The organism is Serratia sp. (in: enterobacteria) (assembly GCF_051654945.1).
GTDB lineage: Bacteria > Pseudomonadota > Gammaproteobacteria > Enterobacterales > Enterobacteriaceae > Chania.
The window spans coordinates 338,889-352,539 of record NZ_JBOFZA010000118.1 but is presented as its reverse complement, the minus strand read 5'-3'; the positions used below and the strand labels follow the sequence as shown (position 1 = coordinate 352,539).

Here is a 13,651-nt window from a genome sequence, read left to right as displayed (position 1 = left end):
AGGCGGCCAGCTATCTAATCCCCAGGAGCTTACTTTTTAGTAAGTGACTGGGGTTAGATAGTGCAGATAACAACGCTGCAGCTTGAAAGACGACGGGTATAGAGCTCGGCACTCTGTTTTCAGGTTTTATATTAATGTTACAAACAATGCAGCAACACATGCAGCGGCAGGGTATTCGGCGGCTGTTGGTGCTCAGCGGTGAGCCGCAATGGTGCCGAGCTCAGGCACAACAACTGGTGACCCAATTGCCGGGTGACTGGCCTTGGGTCGGTAATGACGCGCCCGCTGAAATCGATGCGTTGGCGAGTGGCGCGGTCAAAACTTTGTTGGGGCAAGAGCGGTTACACGCGGTGTTTGACGCGACAGCAGGCTTGGACGTCGAAGCATTGGCTCAGCTCTGCGGCGCGTTACGTGCGGGAAGCTGGTTGCTGCTGTTAGTACCCTCCTGGCAACGCTGGGCGCAGCAACCCGATGGTGACAGCCTACGTTGGAGCGATTGCCCGCAGCCTATCGCTACTCCCTACTTTATCCACCATCTGCAACAGCAACTGCTGGCTGATAGCGAAGTGTCAATCTGGCGGCAAGGTACACCTCTGTGTCTAGCTCCCTTGCAGGAGCGTCAGATGTGGCAGGAGCCAGACGGCAACCCAACGGCAGAACAGCAGGCCATTTTAGGCCGGTTGCTGGCAGCAGACTCAGGTATCTGGGTATTAACCGCCGCACGTGGCCGGGGGAAATCCACGGTGGCGGGTATGCTGATGGCAAGCACCCCGCTAACCTGTTGGATCACCGGCCCGAGCCGTACTGCGACCGACGTTGCCAGCGAGTGGGCCGCAGGACGAGCACAGTTTTGGGCACCAGACGCTTTGCTGCAACATTGTATTGAACATGGGGCAAGTGGGGTTGGTTGGCTGCTGGTGGATGAGGCCGCAGCGATCCCTGGCCCGTTGTTGCAGCAGCTGATGAGTTACTTCCCACTTGTTTTGCTTACTACTACGGTGCAGGGCTACGAAGGTACTGGGCGCGGCTTTTTGCTGAAGTTTTGCGCCGGTTTAGCGCATTGGCAGCCGCTAAGTTTGCAGCAGCCCATGCGTTGGGCTGAGGGCGATGCTCTGGAGCGTGTCATCGATCATGCCTTGTTGTTTAACGAAGAGCCGGTATGGTCTGCAGTTAGACAACCTCCAACGATCGGCTCAATCGAACAGTCTGAACTGTGCGGCGATGCGCAACGGTTACGGCGTTTCTATGCCTTGCTCTGTAGCGCACACTATCGTACTTCACCGCTGGATTTGCGCCGCCTGATGGATGCGCCGGGAATGCATTTCAGTGCGGCAACCTTGGGGGATGAAGTCGTTGGGGCGTTATGGCTGGTAGATGAGGGCGGCCTGGAGGCTGAGCTGGCTCACGAGGTTTGGGCGGGCCGCCGAAGGCCGCGTGGCAATCTGGTGGCGCAATCTCTGGCGGCGCATAGTGGCCAATGGTGGGCACCTACGTTGTGTTCCCGCCGTATTACCCGTATCGCCGTATTGCCGGAGCTACGTCAACAAGGGATTGCCAGCCAGTTGATCGAGCAACAGAAACGTAGCGCACAGGGGCTGGACTTTCTTTCCGTCAGTTTCGGTTATACCGAACCGTTATGGCGGTTTTGGCAGTCCTGTGGTTTTACCTTGGTGCGGATCGGCAACAAACCGGAGGCCAGTAGCGGCTGTTATACCGCAATGGCGTTGCTAGCCATCAGCGAGCAAGGTGAGGACCTGTGCCATGCGGCGCATAAGCACCTGGCGCGCGATTGGCGCTGGTTGCGGCAACGTAGCGATCTGTTGCTGGAGTTCGCCGAGGATGCCGATCCCGTATTAAACGAAGAAGACTGGCGCGAGCTGGCTGGCTTTGCCTTTGCGCATCGGCCATTAGAGGCCAGTCTGGGGGCTCTGCAACGTTTACTGCTGGCTAGTGAATTACCCTGTGCGGCATTGCGCGCGCATTTGCAGCAACAACAAACCACGGCCCAGTGTGTTACCCAAGCTGGCCTGAGCGGCCAAAAAGCCTTGCTGCGCCTTTGGCGACAGGAAGCCGGGCAGGCTTTGGAGCAACTTAATGCACAACGCTGTCGCTACTGGCAGCAATGGGCGCAGTCGTTGCAATAAATGGAAAGAGTTGTTCAATAAAACCCGATTTTCCTGATTTCTCTGCGGCGTATAGTAATGGGCAGTTACCGGGCATTCCCGGTAGGTACCCAACTTGAGGAGTCCCCATGAAGCACTCACATTTCGTTGTCCAAAGCCCCGCAACACCGGCAGAGCAACTGATCCTGCTGTTTCATGGCGTAGGGGATAACCCGGTGGCGATGGGGGAGATCGGCAGCTACTTCGCCAAAGATTTCCCGCAGGCCTTGGTGGTGAGCATTGGTGGTCCGTTTGCTTTAGGTAACGGTGATGGCCGCCAATGGTTCTCGGTTCAGGGGATCACTGAAGGCAACCGCATGCAGCGTATTGCCGAAGTGATGCCAACCTTTGTTGAAACCGTGCGCTACTGGCAGCAACACAGCGGTGTGGGTTATGCGGGCACCGCGCTGGTTGGTTTTTCGCAGGGTTCGATTATGGCACTGGAAGGCTTAAAAGCCGAAGCCAAACTGGCCGGGCGAGTGGTGGCCTTCAGCGGGCGTTTTGCTCAGTTGCCGGAAGCCGGTTTCGGTGACAGCGTGATTCACCTGATCCACGGTGAGACGGACGGCGTTATTGCTGTAGAACAGGCCCAAGCTGCTGCGGATCGGTTGCAGGCTGTTGGTGCAGATATGACGTTGGATATTGAGCCAGGTGTCGGGCATGCGATCAGCTCAGGCATGATGAACTCTGCACTGGAACGTTTGCATTACTACGTGCCGCAGCGCTATTGGGAAGAGGCGATGTTTGGTAAACGAGGCGATCTGATCGCCTTTAAATAAACAGCAGGGCGCTGGTGTGCGCCCTGAAGTTATTTCTTTTTCGGCCAGTCTTCTTCGTCATCCCACTTGGCGTTGTTATCGCGGTGGGGCGGCAATTCCGGCTTGTTAGCCAGAAATTTGCGGTGATCAAGACGGCGCAATTCTTTGATCCCGCTAATGATAATGCCGGCCAATATCACCAGGATTATCCACCAGTAATCAGCTAACCAATGCATGTTTACACCTTTCCTTCAGGGCGAATAAAACGCGAGAATATCGCGGGCAGATGGCCTGCGAGCCACGATGCACCTGCAACGTCCTTGTCTCGCCAAGCCGCTAGCAGCAGCTCAGGCGTCAGTAAATGTTCGGCCTCCTGCGCCAGCGGACGATAACTTAAATGCCAGGGTTCCACCGCCACCCCGCCTTGATCGGCGGTAAACGGGCGATAGAAACCAAATTCGGCCATATGCGTTGTCAGCCAAAGATTTAGCGGATAAAAGTAACCTCCGGTTTCATATTCCCAAGGCTCCAACTGCAACTTTTGCCCTTCAGGTAGTAGCGACGGATCGTAGACATCCAGATCGCTGCCCCAGTGATGGCGGCTGGCACCCGGCAAAGCCGACCAACGCAGAATTGCCTCGCAACGTTCGGCGGCAGACAGCGGCTGGATATCCATTGGCTGGCTGTGCTGATCTAATACTGGCCGTTCACCACAGAACTTGCCATTCCAGATCGCCAATTGTCGGTCAAAATCGCGAAAGGTGCTGGCCGGTTGCAGATCAAAGCCTGCCGTTTTCGCCGCCTGCTGCATGGCCTGAAAGGCCAGCACTGCGGCGGGTTGCAACCGATGATTGCCGCTCAGCACGGTGAGATGCTCCGTTGAGCGCCCGGTAAGCATTTCTGCGCTGATCATGCGACCAACTGTTCCATGATACGCTGATACATACGGCTCAGTAACTGTAGATCGGCCGCATGTACGCATTCGTTCACTTTATGGATGGTGGCGTTGACCGGCCCCAGCTCAACCACCTGTGCGCCCATTTGGGCGATAAAGCGGCCATCAGAGGTGCCGCCGGTGGTCAGCAACTGTGGAGTGAGTTCGGCATAGTGTTCCACCGCGTTGACTACGGCATCAACCAAGGCGCCACGAGCGGTCAGGAAAGGTTGGCCAGACAGCCACCAATCGATGCTGTAGTTCAGCTTATGGCGATCCAGCAGTTCTTGTACCCGCTGTTTGATCAGGGTATCGGTAAGCTCGGTGCTGAAGCGGAAGTTGAACTGCACGAACAGTTCGCCCGGGATCACGTTGTTGCTACCGGTACCTGCTTGCACGTTAGCAATTTGCATGCTGGTTGGCGGGAAGAATTCGTTGCCCTGATCCCACTCAATCGCGACCAATTCGTTTAGGGCAGGTATAGCCCGATGAACCGGGTTATCAGCCAAATGCGGATAGGCGACATGCCCTTGGATACCGTGGATGCGCAGGTTGGCGGTCATCGAGCCACGACGGCCATTTTTTACCACGTCGCCGACCCGGTCAGTGCTTGAAGGCTCGCCGACCAGGCAATAATCAAGGCGCTCGTTGCGAGCCATCAAGGCTTCCACCACTTTCACGGTGCCATGAGTGGCGCTGGCCTCTTCATCCGAGGTGATCAGAAATGCCAGACGGCCCTGATGATCGGGGTTGGCGGCAACGAAACGTTCGGCAGCCACCAGCATGGCAGCCAGGGAGCCTTTCATATCGGCGGCTCCACGACCATAAAGCATGCCGTCGCGGATCACCGGTTCAAACGGTGGGTTATCCCAATTTTTTTCGTCACCGGTAGGCACCACATCGGTGTGGCCAGCAAATGCCAGCGTGCTGCCCTGGCCGCGCCAGGCCCAGAAGTTTTGCGTATCGCCAAAGTTCATGGGTTCGACGGTAAAACCGATCGCTTGCAGGCGGGCAATCATCAGCTCCTGGCAGCCTTCATCATGCGGGCTGAGAGAAGGGCGTTTGATAAGCTGTTGTGCCAGCTCGATAACAGGGCAGATCATGAATTAACCTCGGTAATAAATTGCTGATAGCTTTCGCTGCTGAAACCTAGCAGGGCATGGCCTTTACCATCATCCAGCAGGGGGCGCTTGATCATCGCCGGTTGCTCCAGCATCAGGGCGATGGCGGCATCGGCGTTGTCGCAGGCATTGCGCTGGGCTTCATCCAGTTTACGCCAGGTGGTGCCACGAGTGTTCAACAATGGCTGCCAACCCAGGCGTGCGACAAAATCACGCAACAGCTGTTCGTCCAACCCGTCTGCGCGGTAGTCGTGAAATTGGTAGGCCACTCCCTGTTCTTCCAGCCAGCGGCGTGCTTTTTTGATGGTGTCACAATTTTTGATGCCGAACATGGTCAGCGAGGCGTGCTGCGGTTTGTCTGTCATGGCGTAAAAGCTACCTTTTAATCGTCAAAATCTGTACGGAACGATGAGTGAGGGTACCGCTCGTCTATATAGAGATAATGCGGGAAAACGGGGCTTAGATCCAGACGGCTGTGGGTTTTGAGGCTTGCAACACCTTTTCAGTGGCGATAGCATCTGGTGTTATGAGGTTGGCTAATGAAAAAGATCAAAAGAGTGAACGGGTTGCTATTGGAGTCTGGCTTCACCAAACGTGAGATCCGCAAAATAACAGAAAATGCCAAAACTTTTGACCTTGATATTATGTATTCAGTCAGAGATATCGGTAAAAGGACGATTAGGGCAGGTCTTATTTTAGCGGTGATATTAATTATTTTTACGACTGGAACAGTTCTCAAAGACGGATTTTTTGGTTTCGGAATTATAGTCTTGATGATCCTTATGGTAATAATTCCTGCATATTACCTTACGCCGTTGAGGCTCTACATTAAATCTGCGTTATTTTACCTTAAAGATCGCTAGCCAATTGATACTCAACGCACATATCCGCTGTTCTGTAACCGTTCCAGCGCGTTCCCATCGGCATATACCATGCCGGTAGTCAGATCGTGGAAGCCATATCGCTTATAAAATGCCAATTTGTCCGGCACCGAGTAAATAAACACTTTACCTAATGGGGCCAGATCTTGCATGACGCGATCCATCAACTGCTGACCATAACCTTGCCCCTGAAAGCGCGGATGGATGGCGACATCGGCCAGATAAGCTACCGAGGTCATATCACTAATGGCGTGAGCGGTAGCCATCAACTCCCCCTCAATAAAGCCCCAGTAGCAGAACTGGCTGTTTTGATACACCTTCTGTAAGACCTGCGGATCGCGCTCGCCTAGCCCGGCAGCGGCCAGCAATTGGCCCAGTTGCTGCCAATCGATATGACAACGACGTAAATCGGTGATGATCTCCATCATTCTCTCCTCAACCAATACGATCCAAATCTGCGGCATACTGCTGGATAGCACGCTGGTAGCTGCTGATCTCGGTATGTGCAGAAGTCTCCGCCAACAGGATCAGCAGATCGGCCACCGCCTGTTTGGTTTCACCCAGATTGTAGAGCGTCATGGCGCGAAACAGCGTGATCTCTTTAGCCTGTGGGAACTCGTTTAACCCATCATCGAAAGCGGCGAGTGATTTCTGGTATTCTCCCAACGCGCGATAGGTGCTGCCCAGGCCCAACCAGGCCTCCTGGCGCAATGGTGCAGGCAGGTCGTACTGTAAGGCAGCGAGATAGCAGGGAATGGCCTGCTGCTCAAAGCCTTGCACATCGTAAAGGCAGGCCAGCTGGTAATGCAGCGTGGCATCCAGCGGTACCTGTTGCAGCATTTGCTGGGCGAGTTCGCTGGCTTCCTGGTAGCGGCCCTGCTTTTTCAGTTGCTCGATGGTGATGGTCGAAGACATGATGTTCCCTTTCAACGATGTTTTAGAACCCCATCAGCACGCTACTACGTGAAAATTGATCCGACAAGAAATATCAAAACCAGGTAGATTTCTGATTAATTTGAAAATGTGCGCTATCCCCCGCTTTCTCTCGTCGGCATCGTTCCCAAAAGGCTTCACTTGGTCAAAAAACCGGCGTAGAATCCCTGCGTCCAATAACGGAGGTTGTTAAGTATCATGGTTGATCGTGAGTTAAAAAACTGGAAAGACTTTATTGATGAGATGTTAGGTAACTAACGCCATATAGGGTTTGAAGCTTGAATAAGGCTATTTGATTTGTTTTTATTTAAAGCACCTAGGGTAACAATATTAAGTCTTTAGCAAAGCAGCCTCGGTTTCCCGAAGCTGCTTTTTTTACGCCTGTCATTCAGTGGTTTTGCTCACCTTGCCAGGGAAGCGGCGGCGTACCAATACGAAGAACAACGGCACAAAGAAAATCGCCAGCACTGTGGCTGAAATCATACCGCCCATCACTCCGGTACCTACCGCATGCTGGCTACCTGAGCCCGCGCCGGAGCTGATTGCCATTGGCAGCACGCCGAAGATAAAGGCCAATGAGGTCATCAGGATAGGGCGCAAGCGCAAGCGCGAAGCTTCCAGCGTTGCTGCCATCAGATCCTTGCCTTTGTGGTTCAGCTCGTTGGCAAACTCCACGATCAGGATGGCGTTCTTGGCCGACAGCCCGATAATCGTCAATAGGCCGACCTGGAAGTACACGTCGTTTTCCAGCCCTCGCAGCCAGGTGGCGGTGACGGCACCGATCACCCCCAGCGGCACCACCAACATGACCGAGAACGGGATCGACCAGCTTTCATACAGGGCTGCCAGACACAGGAATACCACCAACAGCGAGATGGCATACAGCGCCGGTGCCTGGGAACCGGACAGGCGCTCCTGGTAGGACATCGCGGTCCATTCCAGGCCGAAACCGGTAGGCAACTGGCTGACGAGTTTTTCCATTTCATCCATTGCGGTGCCGGTACTGACTCCCGAGGCAGCTTCACCGACGATTTCTACTGTAGAGCTACCGTTGTAGCGTTCCAGGCGCGGTGAACCATATTCCCAATGGGAGGTAGCGAAGGCGGAGAAGGGCACCATACCGCCGCTGTTGTTACGGACATACCACTTGTTAATGTCCTCTGGCAGCATACGGAAGGGCGCGCCAGCCTGGACGTACACTTTTTTCACTCGTCCACGGTCTAAAAAGTCGTTGACGTAGGTGGAGCCCCAGGCGGTGGATAGGGTGTTGTTGATATCGTCGATTGACACGCCCAGCGCCTGCGCCTTGTGCTGATCGATATCGATCTGCAATTGTGGGCTGTCATCCAGGCCGTTATGCCGCACGCGTGACAACTGCGGATTTTGCCCCGCCAGTTGCAGAAGTTGATCGCGGGCAGCCATCAGTTTGGCGTGCCCCAGCCCGGCGTGGTCTTCCAACTGCATATCGAAGCCGGAAGAGTTTCCCAATCCCGTGATCGCAGGCGGACTGCTGGCGATAACACGCGCTTCGTTGATATTGCTAAAGGCCTTGGTCGCACGATCGATGATATCGAACGAACTATTGGCTCCTGAAGTGCGTAGATCCCAGTCTTTCAAACGCAAGAACAGGCGTGCGACGTTCTGACCATTGCCGCCAGGCCCGGCACCGATGGTTGAGAACACAGACAGCACATCGTTTTTCTCTTCAGTCAGGAAGTAGCGCTCGACCTTTTCCACTACTTTGGTGGTTTGTTGCAGGGTAGAGCCTGCTGGCAACTGCACCTGTACGGTGAATACGCCGCGGTCTTCCTGCGGCAGGAACGAAGTTGGCAGCTTGATAAACAGGAGTGCCATACCGGCCAGCAGCAACAGGTAAATCACCATGTAGCGGGCGCTGTGATGCAGCACGCGCGCCACCCCACGTTCATAGCGCTCGGTATTGCGGTTGAACATGCGGTTAAACCAGCCAAAGAAACCGCGCTTACCGTGATGATGCCCCTTGGCGATCGGCTGGAGAATAGTGGCACATAGGGCCGGGGTGAGGATCATCGCCACCAGCACGGAAAGCACCATGGCGGAAACAATGGTGATCGAGAACTGGCGATAAATGGCCCCGGTAGTGCCACCGAAGAAGGCCATGGGGATAAATACCGCAGACAGCACCATGGCGATCCCCACCAATGCGCCCTGGATCTGGCCCATGGATTTACGGGTGGCGTCCCTGGGTGAGAGACCTTCTTCGCTCATCACCCGTTCTACGTTCTCCACCACCACGATGGCGTCGTCCACCAATAGGCCGATCGCCAGCACCATGGCAAACATGGTCAAGGTGTTAATGCTGTAGCCGAAGGCTGAAAGGATGGCGAAGGTACCCAACAGCACAACCGGTACGGCGATGGTGGGGATCAGCGTGGCGCGGAAGTTTTGCAAGAACAGGTACATGACTAAAAACACCAACACGATGGCTTCCAGCAGGGTTTTTACTACGTCATGGATAGATGCCTGCACGAACGGCGTTGTCTCATAGGCGATCTTGGCTTCCAGCCCATGGGGGAAATATTGCGAAAGCTCCTCGATCTTGGCTTTGACCAGTTTATCGGTTTGCAATTCGTTGGCGCCGGAGGCCAGTTTGATGTTCATCCCGGCGGCCTGCAGGCCGTTATAACGACTAAGGTAGTTATAGTTTTCCCCGCCTAGCTCCACCGTGGCAACGTCACCCAACGTCACCAGCGAACCGTCCTGATTGACGCGCAGCGTGATTTGGCGAAACTGCTCCGGCGTTTGCAACTGGGATTGGGCGTTGATGGTGGCGTTTAACGCCTGCTGATCCACGGAGGGGGAGCCGCCTAGCTGGCCCACCGCTACCTGGGCGTTTTGCGAGCTGATGGCATTGACCACGTCCTGAGTCGTGAGCTGGTAGCTGGTGAGTTTGTTCGGATCCAGCCAGATACGCATGGCGTATTGCGAACCGTAAACGTCCATGCTGCCTACGCCGTTGATACGGCTGAGCGGATCTTGCAGGTTGGAGACGATGTAGTCCGCGATGTCCTGCTTATCCATGCTGCCATCGGTAGAAACAAAAGCCACCATCATCAGCGTGGTATCCCCCGATTTTGACACCGTCACGCCTTGCTGCTGTACCGCCTGTGGCAACCGTTTGATGGCGGCTTGCAGCTGGTTCTGAACCTGTTGCATGGCTTCATTAGGATTGGTACCCGCCTCGAAGGTCAGCGTTACCGAGGCCTGACCGGTATTGGTGCTCTGAGACGACATGTACATCATGTTGTCGAGACCGGTCATGTTCTGTTCGATAATCTGGGTAACGGTATTTTCCAGCGTTTGTGCCGATGCGCCCGGATAGGTGGCGCTGATACGCACGTTCGGCGGAGCAAGGTTCGGATATTGTTCGACAGGCAGAGAAAAAATCGCCAATGTCCCCGTCAGGCAAAGAATAATTGCCAGCACCCAGGCAAAAATCGGGCGATCAATAAAAAAATTGGCCATGCAGCATGAACCTCGTTGTGGCTTGTTCTATTTTTGACAGCATCAGTTATGCTTATGCCTGGCGCTTACTGGTGGCCGGGCTGTCGCAGGATTTCGTTGTACCCAAAGGTGCTACTGCACTTTACTCGTCAAGCGAAGATAAAGCGTGGAGAAAAAAAGGAGATAATGTAAATAACAGTAGTAGAAATCTACAGTTACATATTGCAGCGCAACGCAACGCGTCATTATGGCGATTTTATTGCGTTATGGTGGAATAATCAGGACGTTTTCCGCAGCAGGAGTTTAGCATGGAAATTAACCCGGTTTTTGCTCGTCGTCTTTACCTGTGTTGGCTCATCAGCACTCATGAACACCCTAACGTTCCACGTTTGATGGAACTGACAGGTTGGCCGCGGCGTACCTTGCAGGACGTACTGAAAGCGCTGCCCGGCCTGGGCCTGGAGTTGCAGTTTGTTCAGCAAGGGGTGCGTAATAACGCTGGCTATTACCAGTTGGTCAATTGGGGTCCGCTAAGTCAAAGCTGGATTAATCAGCATCACGAGATGCTGCTGGCGGCCATTGATTGAATGTTCCCCGGCGTGCCGGGGAAGCATTACTGGCTTTTCGATTCCAGATACATCACGGTTGCCGCTACGCGCGAACGCACGTTGAGCTTGCGCAGCATATTGCGGATGTGCACTTTCACCGTCTCTTCAGAAATATGCAACTGCGCCGCGACCTGCTTGTTCGACATGCCGCGCGCCACTTCCTGCAACACGTCCAGCTCACGCTCGGTAAGATCGGCAAAGGGATCGTGCTGCTCGCTGCGTGATGAAAGGTAGTCCGCCACCGCGTCGCTAATCACGTTCTGGCCCTCGGCGGCCTGACGAATATGCTCCAGCAACTGTTCTGGCTCGCTGTCTTTCAGCAGATAGCCATCGGCACCGGCATCGATCAGCGCATAGACGTCGCTGCGGGAGTCGGAAACGGTCAGCACGATGATACGTGCATCAACGCCTTCATCGCGCAGGGCTTTCAGCGTATCCAGCCCGGAAAGCCCCTTCATATTCAGATCGAGCAGGATCACGTCTGGCGTGAACTGCGCGGCCAGGGCGATCGCCTCGGCACCGCTGCTGGCTTCCGCCACCACGGTGAACGTCGCATCCAGCCCCAGCAGCTGTTTGATGCCACGCCGCATCAGCGGGTGATCGTCCACGATCATTACTCGGAAATTTCTAATCACAATAAAACATGCTCCCTGTAGCGAGTAAAGCTACTGCGTAATGCAGGCAGTAAAGCTGACTCATAAAATATAGTCGTAATTAGCATTGTCGTTCGGCTCGAATGGCCGCCGTGCAATGCTATTGGCCCTTATGGCGGAAAGGTCAGACAGACTTCCGTGCCCCCGGCATGGCCACGCCTGATTTGTAACGTACCGTTCAGGCGCGTTGCGCGTTCGCTCATAATGGTTAGCCCGTAATGGCCTTCGGGTTCGTCCAGGCTGTCGATGCCGCAGCCGTCGTCGCTAATGATGATCTCGTTGTCTCCGTTGGGGGAGACTTCGCAATGGATCACAATTTCCTGTGCATCGGCGTGTTTGATGGCATTAAGCACGGCTTCACGCACGATTTGTAGCGCATGAACCTGTTGCTGGGCATTCAACGCCTGTGAGGCTAGCCGACAGTGTAACTGAATCCGCGCGCTGGTCAGCAGTTTTAATGGTTCTAATACCTGCTGCAACGCGGCGTTCAGATCGGCATCCTGAATGCTCAGGCGGAAGGTGGCCAGCAGTTCGCGCAATTGGCGGTAAGCATCTGCCAGTGCCCGATCAAAATCATCAATGATCTCATCCGCCTGCGATGAATGGCCTGTCAGGGTGCGTTTGAGCAGGGTTAACTGGATGCGCAAAAACGTCAGCGCCTGGGCCAGTGAATCATGCAACTCGCGGGCGATGGTAGAACGTTCTTCCATCAGCAGAAACTGCATATGCTGCTTTTGCGCCCGATTAAAGTAAACCCCGCGGCTGAGCATATTGGTCACGCTTTGCATCAGGTGCGGATGAGGCGGCTGGTGTTCATGTTGCCAGCTCAGGCTGCCCAGCGGTTTATTGTCTTGCATAATCGCCTGCGAATGCCAGGCCAGTTCCGCCACGGGTTCACCACTGCTGACCTGCCATTGACTGAGACTGTCCTCCACATTGAGCCGGATGCAATGTAATTGTTCGCTGAGCTTGATGATGCTCAAGACCTTCTCGAACGCCCGCTGATCCAACTGCCCCACGCTTAACGCCTGGGAGCAGCTGTAGAGCACTTCCAGCGTGCGGTTGGCCTGTTGCAGGCGTTCGGTCTTTTCCTGCACTTTTTGTTCCAGCGATTGATAGAGCTTGGCCAGCTCGCCAGACATGGTGGTGAAGGTTTGCGAGAGCACGCCCAGTTCGTTGGGCAGTGAGACGTCGAGCGGTGGATAATGAAAATCACGCTGCTGCATCCGCAGGCTGGCATCCACCAGGCGTTTGAGCGGGGTGACCACCTGGCGGCGCATAAAGCGGATGCAGAACAGCACCAGGGCAATAATGGCGATGTAGCCCATCACGCTGATTGCGGCGACAATGGCCAGCTTTTGTTCGGAATAGCGCTGCAACGCCAAGACAAAGTGGTCGATCTGATTGACGTAGCTGGCCACGTTGGCCTGATAGTTTTCCGGGTGCCCGGCCAGGATCTGCTTTTCCAGCGTCAGCCAGGCCCGGCGCAGCGCCAGGTATTTCTGCCGCACATCTTCAGGCACGTAAAATCGATCGAGTTCCATCAGGGCAGGTGCCATCAACGACTGCTGATACTGCATCAGATGCTGTTGCAATTTACTGGAACCGTTCGCGAGCTCATAGGCCAGGCGGTAACTCTGCATGCGTAACGATCCCGCGATATTGACCGCCTCGGCGTCCCGTAGGCTACCGGCCACGGTGGTTAGAGCCAAGCCGGTAGACAACACGGAAAGGATCACGATACCTATCAGCGCCTTCGCCAGGCTAGCTGTCACTGAGCGTTTTACGAGCAATTAAGCGTCCTTCTGGTGATTGGCCGACCGGGGTCGCCGGGTGTTATGCGCCGCCAAATTATAACTTTTGCTGGCAAAAAGCATTGCGATTTTTACCAAACGGGTGATCCCTGGCTAAATAAAACTTCGCTATATAATCAACTAAATAACGATTGTGTGTGCTCCCGCTGGCAAAATGCACTATATCGGCCATCAGCGATTGATCTGGCGCAAGTAATACCCACTTTTACCCCTAAAGGGTGATTATCTACTCCCTCCAATAGGCCTATTTTATCCTTGCCCCGAACCCGTGGTTCGAGACAAAAAAAATAATAAAATCACACTA

14 protein-coding genes are annotated in these 13,651 nt (G+C 54.5%); 5 read left to right on the top strand and 9 right to left on the bottom strand.

Annotated elements, in window-relative coordinates; translation table 11 throughout:
- Positions 1-134 precede the first annotated feature (134 nt).
- Positions 135-2,144, top strand: coding sequence for a tRNA(Met) cytidine acetyltransferase TmcA (locus tag ACRDCA_RS26995; protein ID WP_438692253.1), 2,010 nt, complete (start codon positions 135-137; stop codon positions 2,142-2,144).
- 107 nt (positions 2,145-2,251) lie between these two features.
- Positions 2,252-2,941, top strand: a complete 690-nt coding sequence (gene ypfH / locus ACRDCA_RS26990; protein WP_438692252.1) for an esterase — start codon at positions 2,252-2,254, stop codon at positions 2,939-2,941.
- Between the two features lie 29 nt (positions 2,942-2,970).
- Here the strand turns inward: ypfH and ACRDCA_RS26985 are convergent, their stop codons facing one another.
- The 4 genes from ACRDCA_RS26985 to ACRDCA_RS26970 are packed head-to-tail and all read right to left on the bottom strand — an operon-like array spanning position 2,971 to position 5,340.
- Positions 2,971-3,156: a YpfN family protein gene (locus ACRDCA_RS26985; RefSeq protein ID WP_438692251.1), complete on the bottom strand. Its 186-nt coding sequence runs from the start codon at positions 3,154-3,156 to the stop codon at positions 2,971-2,973.
- A gap of 2 nt (positions 3,157-3,158) precedes the next feature.
- Entirely contained in the window at positions 3,159-3,833 is a 675-nt protein-coding gene (locus ACRDCA_RS26980; RefSeq protein ID WP_438692250.1) for a M15 family metallopeptidase, read from the bottom strand.
- A complete protein-coding gene (gene dapE / locus ACRDCA_RS26975) occupies positions 3,830-4,957 on the bottom strand; it encodes a succinyl-diaminopimelate desuccinylase (protein ID WP_438692249.1) in 1,128 nt (375 codons plus the stop codon). Before dapE ends, ACRDCA_RS26980 begins: the two co-directional genes overlap by 4 nt.
- The gene (locus ACRDCA_RS26970) at positions 4,954-5,340 is read right to left on the bottom strand and encodes an ArsC family reductase (RefSeq protein ID WP_438692248.1); all 387 of its coding nucleotides are present in this window, start codon (positions 5,338-5,340) and stop codon (positions 4,954-4,956) included. Before ACRDCA_RS26970 ends, dapE begins: the two co-directional genes overlap by 4 nt.
- Before the next feature lie 174 nt (positions 5,341-5,514).
- On the opposite strand from ACRDCA_RS26970, the gene ACRDCA_RS26965 reads away from it, so the two are divergent.
- On the top strand, positions 5,515-5,838 hold the full coding sequence (locus ACRDCA_RS26965) for a hypothetical protein (protein WP_438692247.1): 324 nt from the start codon (positions 5,515-5,517) through the stop codon (positions 5,836-5,838).
- Positions 5,839-5,849: 11 nt separating this feature from the next.
- Here ACRDCA_RS26965 and ACRDCA_RS26960 read toward each other — a convergent pair whose 3' ends face one another.
- Together ACRDCA_RS26960 and ACRDCA_RS26955 are read right to left on the bottom strand one after the other, a co-directional pair.
- The gene (locus tag ACRDCA_RS26960) at positions 5,850-6,281 is read right to left on the bottom strand and encodes a GNAT family N-acetyltransferase (RefSeq protein ID WP_438692514.1); all 432 of its coding nucleotides are present in this window, start codon (positions 6,279-6,281) and stop codon (positions 5,850-5,852) included.
- A gap of 10 nt (positions 6,282-6,291) precedes the next feature.
- A complete protein-coding gene (locus tag ACRDCA_RS26955; RefSeq protein WP_438692246.1) occupies positions 6,292-6,771 on the bottom strand; it encodes a tetratricopeptide repeat protein in 480 nt (159 codons plus the stop codon).
- Between the two features lie 216 nt (positions 6,772-6,987).
- On the opposite strand from ACRDCA_RS26955, the gene ypfM reads away from it, so the two are divergent.
- Positions 6,988-7,047, top strand: coding sequence for a protein YpfM (gene ypfM / locus ACRDCA_RS26950; protein ID WP_137751254.1), 60 nt, complete (start codon positions 6,988-6,990; stop codon positions 7,045-7,047).
- Positions 7,048-7,173: 126 nt separating this feature from the next.
- On the opposite strand, the gene acrD is transcribed toward ypfM, so the two are convergent.
- Entirely contained in the window at positions 7,174-10,293 is a 3,120-nt protein-coding gene (acrD, locus tag ACRDCA_RS26945) for a multidrug efflux RND transporter permease AcrD (RefSeq protein ID WP_438692245.1), read from the bottom strand.
- 287 nt (positions 10,294-10,580) lie between these two features.
- Between acrD and ACRDCA_RS26940 the strand changes: the two genes are divergently transcribed.
- Positions 10,581-10,859, top strand: coding sequence for a winged helix-turn-helix domain-containing protein (locus ACRDCA_RS26940; protein WP_438692244.1), 279 nt, complete (start codon positions 10,581-10,583; stop codon positions 10,857-10,859).
- A 26-nt stretch (positions 10,860-10,885) separates the two neighbouring features.
- Here the strand turns inward: ACRDCA_RS26940 and narP are convergent, their stop codons facing one another.
- Both narP and narQ read right to left on the bottom strand, forming a co-directional pair.
- Entirely contained in the window at positions 10,886-11,518 is a 633-nt protein-coding gene (narP, locus tag ACRDCA_RS26935) for a nitrate/nitrite response regulator protein NarP (protein WP_438692513.1), read from the bottom strand.
- A 125-nt stretch (positions 11,519-11,643) separates the two neighbouring features.
- Positions 11,644-13,326, bottom strand: a complete 1,683-nt coding sequence (narQ, locus tag ACRDCA_RS26930; protein ID WP_438692243.1) for a nitrate/nitrite two-component system sensor histidine kinase NarQ — start codon at positions 13,324-13,326, stop codon at positions 11,644-11,646.
- Between the last annotated feature and the right edge of the window lie 325 nt (positions 13,327-13,651).